Here is a 17826-nt window from a genome sequence, read left to right as displayed (position 1 = left end):
TGCTTGACAAGATTGCCACGTCGAAACTACGTTTCTCCTCGCAATGACGATTCTCAGTACTTCTCTATATAGTACTTACTCTTATCCCTTAAATCCAAAGCCTTATAATTTTGGTTAAATAGCTTGTTAGCTTTATTTAGTGCATCGACATATTTTAATGCTTCTTCAAACTCTTTTTCAGGTAACTTAATACTTATATTACCTTTAAGATTTAAATCCCACCTTCTATCTCCGAGTCTTACGGCAGCTGAAGTTTTATTCATTAATGCCGGATATTTCTGTAGCTCTAGTACTAATTTACCTGCATAGATATTTGCCCCTTCCCCTACAACATGTAATAAATGAGGAAAAGGCTGAATATTTTTACTAATTTCATAACCTTCTTCATCGACTAAGAAAAGCTGATTATTAATTTGCCAAATAGCAATAGGTTCTCTTTCAAATAATTTTATATATACCGTATTTGGTAATCTTCTACTGACATATACTTCCTTGATCCATTTATTTTTCTTTAAATTATTTCTAATTTCGTCTAATTTAAGAGCAAAAATAGGACTACCTTTACTTGCATTTAAAACCTTTAATATTGTAGGCTCATCGACATTTTGCTGTCCTTCAATGATAACATTCTCAAGTTTAAACCCAAGCTTTGTTGTTGTTTGGTATATATTTGTTGTTAAGTAGGTTTTTATGTCGGCAAAATATTTTGTAAAAACAAATAGACATACAAAGATAATTAAAGCAATCTTAAGCCCTAATATTGCTTTTTTGTAAATTAATCCTAATTTTCGGCGTAATGAGATATTATTAGTTTTTTTTGTTTGTTTTTTTTTATTGGAGCTTGTTTTTTTTCTCATGATTCAAAGCTTGCCGTCTTTATAATTTCTTCAATTAAGTTAGTAAAATTTATCCCTGCATAAGCTGCAATTTCCGGCACTATTGATAAAGGTGCCATACCTGGGTGAGTATTCATCTCCAAAGCATATAATTTGTTTGTCTGCTCTTCTAAAATAAACTCTGCTCTAGCAGGACCTTTACAATTCATTGTTTTATAAATTTTTTCTGATTCTATAAGTAATTTTTCATATAAATTAGCAGGTAGCGGAGCAGGACAAAGATGCTCAGCAAATCCTTCAGTATATTTAGTCTCATAATCATAAAAACGATTTTTCAATAATTTAATCTCTAAAGCTCCAAGAGCTTTACCGTTTAATACCGCTACTTGCAATTCTCGCCCTTTTATATATTGCTCTATTATTACCTGATCACCGTAAGGAAAATCATAATCGGCAAAGTTAAAATTATCTTCCTCAAATATCACCTCAACACCAATACTTGAGCCTTGCTTAAGAGGTTTAATAACGTACGGTCGTTTCATAGGATCGTTTCTTACATCATTGCTTTTATTTACAACAATACTTTCTGCCATATTAATATTATTCGTTAAAAACCAGCTCCTAGAACGTATTTTATCGAATGCTAAAGCTGAAGATAACACGCCGCTATGAGTATAAGGAATCCGCATTATATTAAGTAATCCTGGTAAACAACCGTCTTCACCGTATGTACCGTGCAGGCAATTAAAAACAATATCAGGTTTTATTTCCTGTAATCTAACTGCAATATCTGCTCCCATATCAATAAAGGTAACTCTATATCCTAATTCAATTAAGGCTTTACGAACCCCTTCACTTGACACTAACGATACTTCACACTCGGCAGACATACCGCCTGCTACTAACGCTACATGTTTTTTACTGGTAGTGCTTAATATTTTGACTTCAGAATGTTCCACCCAATGTGTTTGATATTTATGCATATACTCCTTATATTAATGTCATACCATGGTTGCTACGTTCCGTGTCATCCCGTGGCTTGTCCACGGGATCCAGTAAAAAAATTATAAAATAATTTTTTCATATAAATCATGCCACTCTGGATTTTGAGATTCAATTAAATTTAATTTCCTAATGTCTTTTATATTAACTTTTCACGATTAATTGCAGCTATAATATTGTCATATTACTCAAAATAAACTAATTTATTTATGTTATACTTAGAAGAAAATCCTTTGATTATTTTATGCTTATGCTCATAAGTACGTTTTATAATACTTGAAGTTACTCCAATATATAATGTACCATTACGCCCGCTAGCTAATATATATACATAATATTGTTCATTATATTATTAAATTTCTGGATCCCGTGGACAAGCCACGGGATGACATCCGATTCTCTTAATCTCCCACTCTAACTTAACACCGCTATTTTCAAATACTTTTTGCCGGACAAAATCACCTAAATCTTCTAAATCCTTAGCGGTAGCATCACCGTTATTTATCATAAAATTACAATGAAGCTCCGACATTGAAGCACCGCCTATTCTATAACCTCTAAGCCCCGCTTTGTAAATAAGTTCCCAAGATTTAAGCCCTTCAGGATTTGCAAAAGTACTACCGCCCGTACGCTCTTTAATAGGCTGCGTAGATGATCTTGCGTTATTTATTTCATTCATCCGTAATAATATATTTTCACTATCGCCTTTATTTATTTTAAAAACAGCTTTGAGAATAATTAAATCCTTCGGTAAATTATTACTGCGATATTTAAAACCGATTTCTTCATTTGTGAATGCTCGAAAATTTCCTGCAAAGTCAATCGCTTCAATCTTCACTATAATATCTTTAAATTCAGAGTCGTAAGCACCGGCATTCATAGCAACACCGCCGCCGATAGTCCCTGGAATACCTACTAAAAACTCAAAACCGGAAATAGCATTTACTTGACAGAATTTTGCTAAATTATAATTAAGGCAGCTGCTGCCTACTACTAAATGATTATCATCTATAAACTCAATATTGCTAAAATTCTGACCAAGTTTTATAACGACCCCTTCTATGCCGCCGTCTCTTATAATAATATTTGAGCCTGCTCCAAAAGTAGTTATAGGTAATTTTTGCTTATTTTGTATTAAGAAACTTGCTAAATCTTCGCTATCTAAAGGTTTAAAGAAAATTTCGGCATTACCGCCTACTTTAAACCATGTTAAGTGTTTTAAATTATAATCTTTTTTATACTCGCCTTTTACTATCGGTAAAATTAACATATTTAGTCCTGCTATTCGCTTTACTGTTATCTTCACTCTTTTGTCACCCCGTGGCTTGACCCTATGTTGTACGAACGGATATCATTCCTAGCTAAAAGTGCATGAGTGTCAACTTAAGACTCGATGTCATTACCGCGAAAGCGGGAATGACATAAGTGCCATGCAACAAGACCGGTCAAGCCACGGGATGACAGCTTAAGTCGCCCGGGATGACAATCTCCCATCTAATTCATTAGCAAAACTTGAAATATTACCTGCTCCCATCATAATTATCATATCACCAGAAGCTGCATTATCTATAATAACCCCAACCGCATCATCTAGCTGTGCTAGAAAATTTGCTTTATCGTGATGCTTATTCTTAGTAATCTTATCAACTAAACTTTGTCCTGTAATTCCTTCTATAGGGCTTTCACCTGCAGCATATATATCGGTAATATAGAGTATATCGGCATCAGCAAAGCAAAGCATAAAATCATCAAATAAATGCTGCATTCTTGAATATCTGTGAGGCTGAAAAATAGCAATAACTTTACCGTTTTGTTTATTTGCTATATTTTTAGCCGTCGCAAGTGTTGCTTTGATTTCCTCAGGATGATGAGCGTAATCATCGATAATTGAAGCCTTATTATATTCAGCTACTTTAGTAAATCTCCTCTTTACTCCTTTAAAATTATTAAAGCCATTTTTAATAGCTTTAATACCAAAATCTAATTCTATGCCAACGGCAATTGCAGCAAGACTATTTAAAATATTATGTCTTCCGGGCGTTGGAATAGTAATTTTTTCAATAATCGTTGTACCTAGTACATTTGGTAGACTAATTTTTATGTCAAAAGTAGAGGAGGCAATATCAGTGTTAATATTAAACGCTATAATATGAGCATATTCCGAATCGATTCCATAAGTAACAATCTTTCTTTCAGTAATATCGTCTACTAACTTACGAACTATTTTATGATCGATACAACAAACGGCAAAACCGTAAAACGGCAAATTAGTAATAAAGCTTCTAAAAGCACCAATTAATGTTTCAAAATCTTTATAATAATCTAAATGTTCGGGATCAATGTTAGTTATTATCGCAATAGTTGATGGAATATGAATAAACGTCGCATCCGATTCATCGGCCTCCGCAATTAAATAATTACTTGAACCAAGATATGCATTAGTCGATTTATTATTTATGATCCCACCGTTAATAACCGTAGGACATAAACCGGCTGCCTCAAATAAACAAGCAACTAAAGAAGTAGTAGTGGTTTTACCGTGCGATCCCGAAACTGCTACTGAACATTTTAATCTCATAAGTTCAGCAAGCATTTCCGCACGTCTAATAATTGGAATTTTACGCTCTAATGCCTCTTTTATTTCAGGATTATTTGGATTAATTGCCGACGAAATAACAACATACGAAACATTGGTAATGTTCTGCTCGGCGTGTCCTAAAAATATTTTAATGCCGTATGACTCAAGCCTTTTAGTATTATAATTTTCTACTAAATCGGAACCTTGTATTTTATAACCTAGATTATGTAATATCTCGGCAATACCGCTCATTCCAACGCCGCCGATACCTATAAAATGTATAGTTTCTAAGATTTGATTAGTTTTTTTTAATTCAAGTAACAGCATCTAAGTTTAATCATTTAAAGTTGAGTTCTGCATATAGGTTTTTATGTAGGTTGTCAAGCACTATAATTTATGTCATTGCGAGCGGGCATTGGCCTTGTTGCATGGCTCGGTTTATGCCATTCCCGCGAAAGCGGGAATCCAGTAAAACATATAAAAAAACAAGTTTTTTATATGTTTATTTTATCAAATGATGTAACCTCTGTATCAATATTGAAGTTATTTTTCTGGATTCCCGCTTTCGCGGGAATGACATCGAGCAGATTTCTCGAACCATGCAACAAGACCCTTCGCTCCTCGCAATGACGATTTTGGTATCCATGCAATAAAGCCGGCGAGGTCGCAGTATGACAATAATTAAACCTCATCCACCCTATCAAACTTTGCTTCGGAATAAAAGTTCCCTTGTAGCCCGCCAACTTTTAGATCAATTAAAAATTTAGCTATTTCTCCGTTTTCTACGAATTCAGCTACCGTTTCAATACCTAAATCTTCTGAAATTTTAATTAATCTTTCTACGAAATACCTACTTTGTACGTCACTTGTAATACTACGCACATATTTACCGTCAATTTTAATAATATCAATTGGTAAGCTTTGAAGTTGTTTAAAAGAAGTAAAACCCGAACCAAAATCGTCTAATGCAAATTTACATCCGTACTTACGTAGTTTATTAATAAATAAAGTTATTTTATCGTAATTCTCATTGAAAGAAGTTTCCGTAATTTCAATAATTAAACGATCCCAAACATTATGAGCTTTTAATAAGTTTTCTGCTATTTCCCATAAAGCTTCATCGCTTGTTCCTATATTTGAAATGTTAACAGCTAACATTAAGTTTGGGTTGCGGGCAAGTTCGTTAACAGTCATTTCCAAAACAATTTGATCAATTATAAAAATTAATCCTTTATTTTCAGCAATAGAAATTATAGGACCTACGGAAATATAAACGCCGTTCTCGTCAGGTATACGAAGCAGACATTCATAATAATGAATCTTCATAGTATTGCGATCTATTATAGGCTGATAAGCAAATCGCATAGTCTTTTTTGCTAAGGCTTGTCGTAGTAAGTTAAGCTGAAGATTAGATTTTCTTATATTTTCCAAATCATGTTCTGTACTGCTATATTCACGGTAATAATAATTATTATTATTTTGTGAAAGTAACATATTTAATGTTTTTTCAATTTCTTTAGCATTATTACTTACTTTTGGAAACTTAATACTAGCAATATAACAATTCATATAAATTGCCGGCTTCTGTTCATTAATATAAAGCTGCGAAAATAAATATAATTTTCTAGCAAAATTTTTAATTAAGTCAGAATCAGTAGTATTTAGGATAAATAATATTCTATCTTTCTTTATTTTCTTAAACTTTGAAAAAATATTAAGTTCTTTGCTTACATCTTCAATGATTTGATCTAAAGCTTCAATTATAAAATGCTTATCCTGCTCTATAAATTCTATTTCATCATAATTAACTAATCTACAAGCAAAACATACGCCTTTTTCCAGTTTATCTATCTCATCTTGTAAATCTTTATAATCCGTTATTAATTCCGACATTGCCATTTTTATCATAAAATTATATACTTAAGAATACTAGGACATTTTTACTGTAAATGAAATAAAAATATGAGCCGCATAGAAAGGATACAAGAAAAATTAAGTGTGTTAAAACCACATTTTCAAGAAATAATAGATGAAAGCTATAAACATACTAGTCATTATGACGGAATTCACAGCCATATAAAAATAAGAATTGTTGCAGAAACATTACAGGGAAAAAGCCTAATTGCCAATCATCGCACTATTAATAACTTACTTGCCGATGAATTTAATAGCGGTCTGCATGCTTTATCTATAGAGGTACTATGAAAACAAATAATATTTTAAAAGTTGCAGTAGGAGCTAGTAGCGTAGCACAAAAAGTCTTAAACAGTATAGCGGATAAAAGCTGTGGTATAATTGAGGATAAAATACTTAAAGGTAATTACGTCACTCGCGAAGAATTTGAAAAATTACAAACTTTAGTAATAAAACTAAAAAAAGAATTAGCAGAGTTAAGGGGTAAATAATTAATCAACTAGTTTCAGGAATCCTCTATTTCTGCTTTTAGCTTTTCTATTTCTTCTGTAGATAATTCAGTAATCTCGTGAATTTCTGCTATAGGTCTTTGTTTGATTAGCATTTTCTATTTTTATACTTTTTACTACTTCTCCCTCAACTTTCCCTTTTTCAAAATTTTCAGACAAAGCTATTTCTTCAGCATCTTCCATTAATTTTGCTCTTATATAGGCGTCATATTCTTCGGGAGTTAGGTTATGCATTTCTATTACATTATACGCATCTAATACTTTCTCGCTCTTTATATTTGCAGGCGGACTAGTTTCATTTTCTGCACACTTAAATAAATGTAGCCACTCATCTATAGTATTATCAAACTTATCTTTATCAAACTTCTTAAGCTCTATAAATACAAATAAATATTGCTTATTTGTTTTAGTTTCAAGCATTTTATGAAGACTTATACAAGGTACTTCATCATCAAACATTTTAGTCTTAATAAGTGAAATAACTATTACCGGTAATAAATCTTTATGCTTTATTCCTTGTGTAAGTTGCTGTACATAAGAATGAGCAGAATAATATTGCACTCTTTTTAAGTAATCGCTTTCATTTCTTTTTTGCATCTCGATTATATACCAGCTACCGGCTTCATCTTTAACCTTTAAATCAAATATGCTTTTTTCCCTTTATCGATAATAGGTGTTTGCTCTACAGGTATAAATTCTATTTCTTTGATTCTAAGCCCCTCAGGTAGTTCAAGAACCGCATTAATAAATTCCTTTAACCTTCCTAAATCACGAAAGATTTTTTTAAATAAACTATCATTAGTGGGATCTAAATATCTTTGCATATTAATTATTACTTTTGGTATTACTCATATTATATAGCTTTTTAAGTAATAAGTAAATAATACTAGAATATATACTTTTAATAGAATAATTATTGCTATTTTTCAACAAAAATTACGTACTTTGATCTGTTCTAATGGATACGATTGCTGACATGCCGGGGACTAGATTAGCATTTGGGGATTCAAAATCTATTAAAACAGGTACACGTTGTACGATTTTAGTAAAATTACCGGTAGCATTATCGGACGGGATCAAACTAAATTTAGAGCCGGTAGCAGGAGCGATATTACGAATCTTCCCGTAAATTACCTTTTTAGGCAAAGCATCAAATTCAATTTTGACTTTCATGCCGGACTTAAATTTCTTAATTTGTGTTTCTTTAAAATTAGCCTGAATATACATAGTATTATCTTGAACTATAGAAAACAATGCCCTACCCGGTACTATGTAATTTCCGACTTCTAAACTACTATTACCGAATATACCGGGTACCATAGCAATAAGTTTAGTATTTTGTAAGCTCCTTAAGGTTACTTTTTTATTTTCTGTTAGCTCTTTAAGTTTTTCCTGTTCTGCTGCTTTTTCAAGCTCAAGAAGCTGTAAATTTTGCTTATATATATCTAAATCTAACTGTGCTTGTTTATAATCCGTTTTGGCTTTTTGATATGCGTTTTTAGAATCATCTAGCGTTTTAGAGCTAGCAAATTTTGCCTTATTTAATTCCTGCACTCTACTAAAATCTGTTGAAACAATATCAAAGCTTATTTTAGTAAGCTTTAATTTTTCAGCTGCTTGCTCTAGACTAATCTGCCCTATTGAGATTTTTTGCTCTATAATTTCTATATTTTTTATGCAAGCTTCAATAGATGCTTCAAGTGCTGCAAGCTTTGCCTTATAATCTCTATCGTCAATTTCACCTATCAGATCGCCTTTATTAACTTTAGTATTATCGGTAACAAATAACTTTGTTAAAACACCGCTAACTTCAGCACTAACATTTGAAATATCTGCATCTATGTAAGCATTATCCGTGGATTGTGTATTTGCCCAAACATAAATTCTATATCCTAAATAAATAAATATTATTAAGGCTATAATAATTACATATTTAGTAAATGGATGATGTTTATATTTGTCGATAGCTTGTTGTAATACACTCGGCATAATTAACTTTACCAATACCCTCTATGTTTAAAAAAATAACAAATTGGTATAGAAAGAATATATATAACTGCAATTAACGGCAGTGAATACCATGGATATATGATAAGATTTATAATAACAATAGCAACTAAAATCATTGCAAGCGATAAATATTCAGGTTTAATACTTAAATTTTTTGTTGAGATTGTAGGAAGCCTACTAGCAAGTAGAAAAGCTATAATAGCTAAATATATATTAATTGTTATAGTGTGAGTACGTGTATTGATATTTAATAACGTACCGATTTCAAAATCTATCATTACAGGCGTTAAAGCAAGTAAAGCACCACATGGAGCAGGTACACCGGTAAAAAAATATTCAGTTTTTTTATCTTGTTTCGGTTGATAAATACCAACATTAAAGCGAGCTAAACGTAGTGCCATACACACTATAAATAATAGCATTACTGCTGATGAAAATACCTTATATTCATATTGTTGAAAAGACCATAAATATATTAAATAAGCAGGAGCTATACCAAAATTAGCAAAATCGCACAATGAATCAAGCTCTGCCCCAAATGGGCTAGCTGCATTTAGCATCCTTGCTATTCTACCATCGATACCGTCAATAATTGCCGCTACTATAATGCAATATACCGCAAGTTCCCATCTGCTATCCAAAGCAAATTTTATAGAACTCATACCGGTTACTAAACCAAGCAACGTAATAAAGTTGGGAATTAATTTTATTAGAGGTACAGGCTTAGTTATTATAGATTTACGAATTTTTAACAATTTTTATACTCAAAATGTATTTATAACGTCATTGCGAGGAAAAACTGTAAGTTTTGACGAAGCAATCTCAGGAGTTTGTTATTATTTCATGAGATTGCCACGCAGCCTACGGCTGCTCTCGCAATAACGGGGTTTTAAAGTTATGAGACTACTTCCTCTCAAACTTAAATTCTGCTGTCTTTTTACGTCCAAAATCAGCAATGATAGTTTCACCGCCTATAGCAGTCTGCCCTTTACTCACTAATAAAGCTGTTTTCAACGGTAGATAAACATCTACTCTGCTACCGAAACGAATTATACCGTATCGCTCGCCCGTTTTAACTTCATTACCCTCTTCTAAATCACAAACTATACGCCTTGCTATAAGTCCGGCTATTTGAACAAAAACAATTTTCTGCCCTTGATCAGTTTCCATTAATACTGATTGACGCTCATTATAAATACTAGCTTTATCGAGTGAAGCATTAAAAAATTTTCCCGGATTATAATGAAGTGCTAAAATTTTTCCGTTTGCTGGGATTCTATTAACATGGACATTAAAAATATTTAGAAAAATACTAACTCTAATCATTTCCACATCACCAAGCCCTAATTCCGGAGGCGGCAATGCTTCCTTAATTTCTTGAATTATTCCATCTGCAGGACTTATTACCAGATCATCACTTATAGGTACAAAGCGATCAGGATTACGGAAAAAATAAATACACCAAGCAGTAGCAATAAATCCAATACAGCCAAGTTTTTCATTAAATGATGCTAATAAAAAACTTACTAATGCAAAGCTAGCAATAAATATATATCCTTCGCGGTGAATAATTTTAAATAAATCATTATATTGTTTCATTTTAATCTCTATGAATCTCCTTATTATTTTTAACTATGCCTGCTTTATCCTCTTGGTTCTCACTCTCATCTTCATCTTCTTCTTCTTCTTGAGGGGTAGCTTGGGCTTCTTGAGCAGAACCAAGAGCATATACGCATAAATCCGGAAGTGGAACACCGTTTTTTTTGGCAAGATCATTTAGCTGTGATATTGCTTTCATAACCTCATCAGGAATAGTACCGCCTCTTTCGTCAGATAACCATTTTGCTTGAAATTGTAGCGGATGATGCCCTTCTTGAGGCGTACCTATATAAAACTTAAACTTGGCTCTTTGTCCACCAAAATCGCAGTCAAATTCAAACTCTTTATAATGTACCATAACTTTATGAATTAATAATTATATTAACATTATTATTATATTCTAACAATAAAAATGCAAATCTAAAATAATTTCTTGTCTAATATTTTTTAAGTTTCTTAGCAATATAACGATTTGAATATATAAATTTATCGCTAGAATCTATAATTATCCCGCCTGCTTCCTTAATAAGAAGCTCAAATGCATAATATAATGTAAAATTTAATAATGATAAACATATTAAATCCGCTTTACCTGAAGCTACAAGCGTAGCCCCGTAGCAAGGAGAGCCAAAAGATCTAATATTATTTATACTCGATGAACTTGAAAAATTGGCTACGTCATCTTTGTAAGTCCTCGAATGCTCACATACTTCTGTACGCTCCGCTCCTCGGCTTACAGATTCCTTGCTCTTTTCCAAGTTGATCTTCGTATACTCACTCCTCATTTCACAGGAGTATATTTCCTCCAAATCATTATGATTTACATCTTCAATAATTGCTAAACAGTTCTTTAAATCTGCATTATCGGAAACTCTAAGTCTTAATCCTTGATAATTAGAGTTTAAATTATTTTTTTCTATCCAAGCTCCTTTACCTTTTTCAGCATAATAAATTTCATTAAGAGCAGGGAAATATATTACTGTAGAAGTAGGAGTTAAAACTTCTTGATTCCTTTTTAAATAAGTTACGGATATCGCAAAAAAAGGTATACTTCTAGCGAAATTATTTGGGCTATCTATAGGATTAATTAAAAAGACACTCTCATAATTATTATTTAAATCGAATTGATCATCTGGAAAAAATAAATATTGTGTATGTTTTTGTAATTCTTCACATAATAAAGTTTTTAATCTTAAATAAGATCGCTTACAAAATTCTTCGTTTCTTACAGAATTTTTTTGCAACATTTCGAGTTCTAAAAAATCTCTATGCAAAAACTTAACTGCTTTACGCAGGGCATTAATTAATAAATTAGTTATAGGTTGCATAATGGAAATTTATTTAGCTCGCTCGACATATGTTATATCATCGGTTTTAACAACAATTTTTTCTCCTATTTCTAAATATTGCGGGACCTTAATTTTAATACCGTTTTCTAAAATTGCCGGTTTATAAGAAGCGGTAGCGGTTGCTCCTTTTATTACCGGATCAGTTTCACTAATTTCAAGTATAACAGTTGGAGGAAGCTCAATATTTAAAGGCTTTTCATTATAAAATTCGACTTTAACAATCATATTTTCAGTTAAGAAAGGTAATTTTTCTTCTAAAATTTCCTTTGGAACATTTATTTGATCAAAATGTTTGGTATCCATCAATACCAAATCATCACCTTCAAAATATAAAAATTGATAATCTTTTTGTTCAAGTTCGGCTTTTTCTAAATAATCGGAAGAACTGAATCTTTCGTTACGCTTTGTCCCTGTTTTTAAATTTTTCATCTCAACTTGTACATAAGCCCCACCTTTCCCTGGTTGAGTATGTTCCGGTGTTTTGCTTACAACCCATAAATCATTATTATAAACTAATATGTTACCTGTTCTAATTGAATTTGCTGAAATTTTCATATATATTACATTTAAGACTTAAAATTAAAGTATAAGTATACAAATTATTTCCTTTAAAAACAAGAATTTAATCTTATGACCACAATATTAGTAATAGATGATATAGAAACCAATATTAAGTTACTGACAGCCAAACTTTTAAAAGAGTATTATACGGTTCTTACTGCAAATAGCGGCAAAGAAGCATTAGCAATTCTTAAAAAGGGAAAAATTGATATTATACTACTTGATGTTATGATGCCGGAAATGGATGGATTTGAGGTATGTAAAACGATAAAAACCGATCCGGAAACTACTCATATACCGGTTGTAATGGTAACTGCACTTTCCGATATTGATGATCGAGTTAAAGGTCTTGAGGCAGGAGCTGATGAGTTTTTAACAAAGCCGATTAACGATACCGCTCTATTTGTAAGACTTAAATCGCTATCTAGAATGAAAAGCTTAATTGATGAGTTAAAGCTTCGTAATAGCACTAATGCATTATTAGGCGTAACAAATATCGAAATGCATGACACTTTTGCAGATAAAAAAATATTACTAATTAATGATGATGTGGTACAAACTAAAAATATAAAACAAATGTTACTTAAGATTACCCAAAACGTAAAGGTAATAAGTAATTCCGATGAATTAGATATTATAAATGAATATACCCCCGATTTAGTAATTATCAGTAGTATGCTCGAAAATGACGATCCTTTGAGGATCAGTGTTATTTTAAGAGGTAAAGCAGAAATAAGCGGCGTGGTAATAATTTTACAAATTGATGAAGACGGTATGCCTTTGGTTGTGAAAGGTATTGAACTCGGTATTAATGATTATTTCGTTTATCCTATAGAGGAAAGCGAGTTGCTTGCTAGAATTAGAACACAATTAAGGCGTAAGCAATATCAAGATAATTTACGTAATGATCTTGAACAAAGTGTTAATTTAGCAGCTAAAGACGGTCTAACCGGCTTATTTAATCGTCGCTATTTCGATATACATCTCAAACAAATGATTGAGAAAGCTAATAAAGAAAGTATTAAATTATATTTACTTATGTGCGATATCGACAATTTTAAACATGTAAACGATACTTACGGTCATCAAGCAGGCGATAAGGTTTTAACAATTGTATCCCGTATTTTGAAGAATACTCTCAGAGTAACAGACTTAATAGCAAGATTCGGCGGTGAAGAATTTACTATACTCTTAACGGATATAGATATTTCTAAAGCAATTGAAACTGCGGAGAGAGTTAGAGTTAAAATAGAATATATGGATTTTCATATTGAAGATCAAATTGAACCTTTAAAAAAAACTATTTCAATCGGAGTTACGGAATATAAAAAAGAAGAATCAATAGAATCTTTCATTGAACGTGCTGACAAAGCTATGTATGAAGCTAAAACAACGGGTAAAAATAAAATAGTAAAATTATAATTGATTTTTTAAAGTAAAAAAATAATGAGAAATTCTTCCAAAAAACATCTTGATTTACCATATAGACCAGGGGTCGGCATGATGATATTAAATGCTGATAACCATATATTCGTCGGTAAAAGAATAGATACAAAAATATCTGCATGGCAAATGCCGCAAGGTGGGATAGTTCCCGGCGAAACACCAAGTATTGCAGCAATGCGTGAGATGTTAGAAGAAATAGGAAGCGATAAAGGATATATTATTGCCGAAAGCAAATGCTGGTATAGTTATGATGTACCAAGCTTTTTAATACCTAAATTGTGGAACGGTAATTTTCGTGGACAAAAACAACGCTGGTTTTTAATTAGGTTTACCGGAAATAACGAAGATATTAATATAAATACCTCTAATCCGGAATTTGACCAATGGCGTTGGGCATCACTTGACGAGCTATTATCTATTATAATTCCTTTCAAACGGAAACTTTATCAAGCCGTTGTAAAAGAATTTGAATCATTAATTCAGTAAAAATTTTATATAAATAGTACTTGTAGCAGCACTATTTACCTCTCTATCACCTTCAATTAATTCATTTATAGCACTAAATAATGAAGTATCCGTATCATTTACCTAAAGTAAATACAGCACACTCATTTGTTCCTCTAGACAATAAACTAATATCTTTATCGCAACTAGATTCAATCATATAATATGTACTATCATTCTTTATTAAGTTATAATTATTATCACCGATTATATGTGCAGTAAATGCATTTGCTAGATTAGATATAGTTATATTAGCAATAAAATCTTTTACTTCTCTTATATGAAATAAATTTATAATAAAATTACTTAGGCAGTGATTTGTTGTTGTTTCAGCTTCCCAATTAACCGTATCAATTTGAGCTTCTGGCATTAAAAACCATGAATTTATATCTTCAAACGCAAATTTTAGCTCTCTAACCAATCCACATAAAATATATTTTTTATCAGCAATATGTACAAAGGTATGATCAGGATGCTCATCTAAAAAATATGTATAGGTATTAGAAAAAGGTTTTAAATGTACAGAATATACCTTATTTCTATCAAGGCTTTGGTCATAACTATTTTCACTAGAATCAGCTGGTATTAAATTTGGTAATAAAATAAGTCTACAAAAATAACCGATTAAATTAACTATATTTGGTAAAAATTTAATATGATAATTTGGCATAACGTTACTTTATGTTTATTACAAACATGTCTTATTATTAAATATTATTAAAATTATTGTTATAATTCAATTAATTTAATAAGAAACCATCGTTTAGCTGTTGATACTTGTGTGATTTTTGCTAATATTCTTTTCACTTAAGTAATTAATTATTACAACCTGAAAATAATTAGATTTTACTTTCTATCTTTGCAACCAATATAAAGTCGTTTTCCGTAAGACCGCCGATTTTATGAGTCCATATTCCACACTACATGCTCCCCAAGATATAGTTAAATCGGGATGATGTGCTTCCTGCTCTGCAATTTCAGTTATCTTATTTGCAAATTCCATAGCTTTTATAAAATTAGAAAATTTATATTTTTTATAAAGATGCCCTAATTCATTCACTTACCACTCATTTTGTAATTCAGTCAATAATTTATCAATTTCTTTTTTCTCAAGTGGCGGAACTCCACCCTCACATGGTATGCATCTTTTCTCGCTTAATACTGTCATAGTTTTTTATTCTATATCAAAGTTAAAATATTGATCTTTATAAGACTCATCTTCAAGTGTATAATGCCACCACTCAATTTGACATGCTTTAAAATTATGTTTTTGCATCTTAGAACGTAAATAATTACGTTTTACTAAATATTGCTTATCAATTAATTTACTATCATGATGTGAAGCTTTATCAAATAAGTCAAACGAAGTATACATGTCTACCGTATTGTCATCTAAATAGGATATAACACGCTCGTCTTTCAATTTTCTCTTAATGACTTCAGGATTATTATTAACTTCCTTCTGAAGCTTTATTATTGATAAATCTACAGTACTACCCCTACTATGCTGGATCTTTCAGCTATATAACCTAGTGTAAAACATTTAGACTTATCTATATATGGGTAAAAGCTTTCCTTATTTTTTTGATCAATATTATCTTTGCTCCATCTTTAAAAATGTTGTACAGCTTTTTGTGGTCTATATGCATCATATATAATAAGTGAATAACCATCTTTTTTTATCTCAGCTTGTACTGCTTTAAGGGCCTTCGCAGCTTCTATGGTTAAAATTGCTTCCGGTGCTTTATAACAATCTACCTTTTTACCAACAAAATTTTCATCTGAATAATAACGCATATTTTGAATAATTGTAGGGTCGATATCTTTCAGATACACGAACCCTTTAGCATATATTGGAAGAAAGCTCATAAATAATAAATATAAGAATTAAACATTTATTATATATTTATCTTATACAAAATTTTATTAAAAACTATAGAACTGTTAACAAAATAATTTTAATTGATAATTAAAAAGAATTTTTAGCAAAAATTATAAGATTTTTGCAGGAATAGTTAATCCTATTTCAAAAAAATCTTATAATTTGCAGCAAAAAGTAATTTAATTAGCTTTAAAATTTATTTTGTTAACAGTTCTATAGTAAACTCAACCCCATTTTGTGACAGGCATGAGGATAGAACCTATATATTAATAGGCAAGACGATAAACAACGAAGCACAGAGTTCAAATCAGTTTACCATAGAACTTTCAAAAAGACGAATGAATGGTAGCGAGGGAGGGATTTGAACCCCCGACACACGGATTATGATTCCGTCGCTCTAACCAGCTGAGCTACCCCGCCAGGGGAAGAGTGTTTATATAATTTGTTAAGAAGTGTCATTCTAGATAAAAATAGTGCATTATTGCATGGATCGAAAAATGCACTTAGTGTCATACCGTGGCTTGACCACGGTATCCAAAAAAAATAACTTAAAATACTAATAATTTAAATATTTTAAGCGATCCTGCGATCAAGTCGCGGGATGACAATAAAAAAAATTGATTCATGCAACAATTGACTAGCAACTTCTCAAATTTTATCTTAACGCTTAGAGAATTGTGTTTTCTTACGTGCTTTACATTGTCCGTATTTCTTACGCTCTACTACCCTAGAATCACGTGTTAAAAGACCGCCTTTACGCAAAATAGCATGAAAATCCGGAGCAGATTTATCTAAAGCTTTAGAAATTCCATGTAAAATAGCACCTTTTTGTCCTGAAATTCCTCCACCTCTAACAGTACAAATTACATCATACTGATCAATAGTTTTTGTTAAGACAAAAGGCTGTAAGATAGTTTTCACATAGGTTTCAGAAGGAAAATACTGGTCTATTGTTTTTTTATTAACAACTATTTTTCCTTTTCCTACTTTAAGCCATACTCGTGCTATAGCATTTTTTCTTTTACCTGTAGCATAAAACTTGCCTGAATTATCTATTTTCTCTTTAGGAGTTTTTAATACCGGTTTTAAAGGTTCTTTAGTTAACTGCTTTTCTACTTTTTCTGTTTTAATTTTTAACTCGGTCATATTCTATTACTTTTTATTTTTTGGATTTTGGCTTGCAAAATCATAAACAGTAGGTTGCTGTACCATATGAGGATGATCACCATTTGCATAAACATACAAATTACTCATTTGCTTAGCACCTAAAGCATTTCTTGTAATCATTCTTTTTACGGCCATTTTAATAACTCTCTCAGGGTGTTTACCACTTAAGATTTTACCTGCCGTAGTATCTTTTATCCCACCTGGAAATCCTGTATGCCTGTAATATATTTTTCCGTCTTTGTGATTCGCTTTTTTACCTGTTAATTTTACATGCTCCGCATTTATTATGATTATATTATCACCACAATCTAAATGAGGCGTAAAGCTAGGTTTATGCTTACCACGTAGCATATTAGCAACTCTGCTAGCGAGTCGCCCTAGTACAATATTTTTTGCGTCTATGACCCACCATTTCTTTTCAATTTCCGATGGCTTTGCCGAGTAAGTTTTCACAATAGTATCTTTTTAA

General features: G+C 31.5%; 21 protein-coding genes, 1 tRNA gene and 5 pseudogenes. 4 read left to right on the top strand and 23 right to left on the bottom strand.

Annotated elements, in window-relative coordinates; all coding sequences use genetic code 11:
* Positions 1 to 53 precede the first annotated feature (53 nt).
* The 7 genes and pseudogenes from MB29_RS06030 to MB29_RS06010 form a co-directional block, all read right to left on the bottom strand.
* Positions 54 to 857 carry a cell division protein FtsQ/DivIB gene (locus tag MB29_RS06030; RefSeq protein ID WP_032139458.1) on the bottom strand — a complete coding sequence of 268 codons (804 nt, stop codon included), beginning with the start codon at positions 855 to 857 and terminating at the stop codon, positions 54 to 56.
* The gene (locus MB29_RS06025; protein WP_032139457.1) at positions 854 to 1819 is read right to left on the bottom strand and encodes a D-alanine--D-alanine ligase; all 966 of its coding nucleotides are present in this window, start codon (positions 1817 to 1819) and stop codon (positions 854 to 856) included. The genes MB29_RS06030 and MB29_RS06025 overlap by 4 nt, the downstream gene beginning before the upstream one ends.
* An 81-nt stretch (positions 1820 to 1900) precedes the next feature.
* Positions 1901 to 2163, bottom strand: a pseudogene (locus tag MB29_RS12990) (GIY-YIG nuclease family protein).
* A 27-nt stretch (positions 2164 to 2190) separates the two neighbouring features.
* A complete protein-coding gene (gene murB, locus MB29_RS06020) occupies positions 2191 to 3108 on the bottom strand; it encodes a UDP-N-acetylmuramate dehydrogenase (protein ID WP_032139496.1) in 918 nt (305 codons plus the stop codon).
* Between the two features lie 195 nt (positions 3109 to 3303).
* Positions 3304 to 4743 carry a UDP-N-acetylmuramate--L-alanine ligase gene (gene murC, locus MB29_RS06015; protein ID WP_032139456.1) on the bottom strand — a complete coding sequence of 480 codons (1440 nt, stop codon included), beginning with the start codon at positions 4741 to 4743 and terminating at the stop codon, positions 3304 to 3306.
* Positions 4744 to 4959: 216 nt separating this feature from the next.
* Positions 4960 to 5094, bottom strand: coding sequence for a hypothetical protein (locus MB29_RS13510; RefSeq protein WP_267881754.1), 135 nt, complete (start codon positions 5092 to 5094; stop codon positions 4960 to 4962).
* 3 nt (positions 5095 to 5097) lie between these two features.
* Entirely contained in the window at positions 5098 to 6324 is a 1227-nt protein-coding gene (locus tag MB29_RS06010) for an EAL domain-containing protein (protein ID WP_032139455.1), read from the bottom strand.
* Between the two features lie 54 nt (positions 6325 to 6378).
* Here MB29_RS06010 and MB29_RS06005 point away from each other — a divergent pair, with 54 nt between their 5' ends.
* Both MB29_RS06005 and MB29_RS06000 read left to right on the top strand, forming a co-directional pair.
* Positions 6379 to 6621: a BolA family protein gene (locus MB29_RS06005; protein WP_032139454.1), complete on the top strand. Its 243-nt coding sequence runs from the start codon at positions 6379 to 6381 to the stop codon at positions 6619 to 6621.
* On the top strand, positions 6618 to 6821 hold the full coding sequence (locus MB29_RS06000; RefSeq protein WP_032139453.1) for a hypothetical protein: 204 nt from the start codon (positions 6618 to 6620) through the stop codon (positions 6819 to 6821). The genes MB29_RS06005 and MB29_RS06000 overlap by 4 nt, the downstream gene beginning before the upstream one ends.
* Positions 6822 to 6887: 66 nt before the next feature.
* Here MB29_RS06000 and MB29_RS09180 read toward each other — a convergent pair whose 3' ends face one another.
* From MB29_RS09180 to efp, 8 genes are all read right to left on the bottom strand, one after another.
* Positions 6888 to 7436: a PD-(D/E)XK nuclease family transposase gene (locus MB29_RS09180; protein ID WP_051965325.1), complete on the bottom strand. Its 549-nt coding sequence runs from the start codon at positions 7434 to 7436 to the stop codon at positions 6888 to 6890.
* Between the two features lie 38 nt (positions 7437 to 7474).
* Positions 7475 to 7663 (bottom strand): hypothetical protein, encoded by a 189-nt coding sequence (locus MB29_RS05990; RefSeq protein ID WP_008580313.1) that lies wholly within the window; start codon positions 7661 to 7663, stop codon positions 7475 to 7477.
* A 112-nt stretch (positions 7664 to 7775) separates the two neighbouring features.
* Positions 7776 to 8828 carry an HlyD family secretion protein gene (locus tag MB29_RS05985; protein WP_032139452.1) on the bottom strand — a complete coding sequence of 351 codons (1053 nt, stop codon included), beginning with the start codon at positions 8826 to 8828 and terminating at the stop codon, positions 7776 to 7778.
* Between the two features lie 8 nt (positions 8829 to 8836).
* Complete coding sequence (locus tag MB29_RS05980; protein WP_008580317.1) at positions 8837 to 9604, bottom strand: CDP-alcohol phosphatidyltransferase family protein; 768 nt, start codon at positions 9602 to 9604, stop codon at positions 8837 to 8839.
* Positions 9605 to 9752: 148 nt separating this feature from the next.
* Positions 9753 to 10448, bottom strand: a complete 696-nt coding sequence (locus MB29_RS05975) for a phosphatidylserine decarboxylase (protein WP_011271361.1) — start codon at positions 10446 to 10448, stop codon at positions 9753 to 9755.
* Position 10449: 1 nt separating this feature from the next.
* Positions 10450 to 10806: a DUF2610 domain-containing protein gene (locus tag MB29_RS05970; RefSeq protein WP_051965324.1), complete on the bottom strand. Its 357-nt coding sequence runs from the start codon at positions 10804 to 10806 to the stop codon at positions 10450 to 10452.
* A gap of 79 nt (positions 10807 to 10885) precedes the next feature.
* Positions 10886 to 11776, bottom strand: coding sequence for an inositol monophosphatase family protein (locus MB29_RS05965; protein ID WP_032139451.1), 891 nt, complete (start codon positions 11774 to 11776; stop codon positions 10886 to 10888).
* Positions 11777 to 11785: 9 nt separating this feature from the next.
* Positions 11786 to 12352 (bottom strand): elongation factor P, encoded by a 567-nt coding sequence (efp, locus tag MB29_RS05960; RefSeq protein WP_032139450.1) that lies wholly within the window; start codon positions 12350 to 12352, stop codon positions 11786 to 11788.
* 75 nt (positions 12353 to 12427) lie between these two features.
* On the opposite strand from efp, the gene MB29_RS05955 reads away from it, so the two are divergent.
* Together MB29_RS05955 and MB29_RS05950 are read left to right on the top strand one after the other, a co-directional pair.
* Entirely contained in the window at positions 12428 to 13780 is a 1353-nt protein-coding gene (locus MB29_RS05955; RefSeq protein ID WP_032139449.1) for a PleD family two-component system response regulator, read from the top strand.
* Positions 13781 to 13804: 24 nt separating this feature from the next.
* Complete coding sequence (locus tag MB29_RS05950; protein ID WP_008580323.1) at positions 13805 to 14290, top strand: RNA pyrophosphohydrolase; 486 nt, start codon at positions 13805 to 13807, stop codon at positions 14288 to 14290.
* Positions 14291 to 14459: 169 nt separating this feature from the next.
* Here MB29_RS05950 and MB29_RS13815 read toward each other — a convergent pair.
* From MB29_RS13815 to rplM, 8 genes and pseudogenes are all read right to left on the bottom strand, one after another.
* Positions 14460 to 14678, bottom strand: a pseudogene (locus MB29_RS13815) (hypothetical protein); the annotation flags it as partial.
* Positions 14679 to 14687: 9 nt separating this feature from the next.
* Positions 14688 to 14978, bottom strand: a pseudogene (locus tag MB29_RS05940) (hypothetical protein); the annotation flags it as partial.
* A gap of 169 nt (positions 14979 to 15147) precedes the next feature.
* Positions 15148 to 15476: pseudogene (locus tag MB29_RS08700) on the bottom strand (4a-hydroxytetrahydrobiopterin dehydratase).
* Positions 15477 to 15533: 57 nt separating this feature from the next.
* Positions 15534 to 15683, bottom strand: a pseudogene (locus MB29_RS05925) (M15 family metallopeptidase); the annotation flags it as partial.
* 236 nt (positions 15684 to 15919) lie between these two features.
* The gene (locus tag MB29_RS05920) at positions 15920 to 16177 is read right to left on the bottom strand and encodes a M15 family metallopeptidase (protein ID WP_051965323.1); all 258 of its coding nucleotides are present in this window, start codon (positions 16175 to 16177) and stop codon (positions 15920 to 15922) included.
* Between the two features lie 356 nt (positions 16178 to 16533).
* Positions 16534 to 16610: transfer RNA gene (locus tag MB29_RS05915), tRNA-Met, on the bottom strand.
* A gap of 240 nt (positions 16611 to 16850) precedes the next feature.
* Positions 16851 to 17336 carry a 30S ribosomal protein S9 gene (rpsI, locus tag MB29_RS05910; RefSeq protein WP_032139447.1) on the bottom strand — a complete coding sequence of 162 codons (486 nt, stop codon included), beginning with the start codon at positions 17334 to 17336 and terminating at the stop codon, positions 16851 to 16853.
* 6 nt (positions 17337 to 17342) lie between these two features.
* Positions 17343 to 17810: a 50S ribosomal protein L13 gene (gene rplM, locus MB29_RS05905; protein ID WP_032139446.1), complete on the bottom strand. Its 468-nt coding sequence runs from the start codon at positions 17808 to 17810 to the stop codon at positions 17343 to 17345.
* Positions 17811 to 17826: the final 16 nt, after the last annotated feature.

The organism is Rickettsia tamurae (assembly GCF_000751075.1).
Lineage (GTDB): Bacteria > Pseudomonadota > Alphaproteobacteria > Rickettsiales > Rickettsiaceae > Rickettsia > Rickettsia tamurae.
Note: the sequence above shows the minus strand (reverse complement) of the source record. Positions and strands in the feature narration are given on the sequence as shown.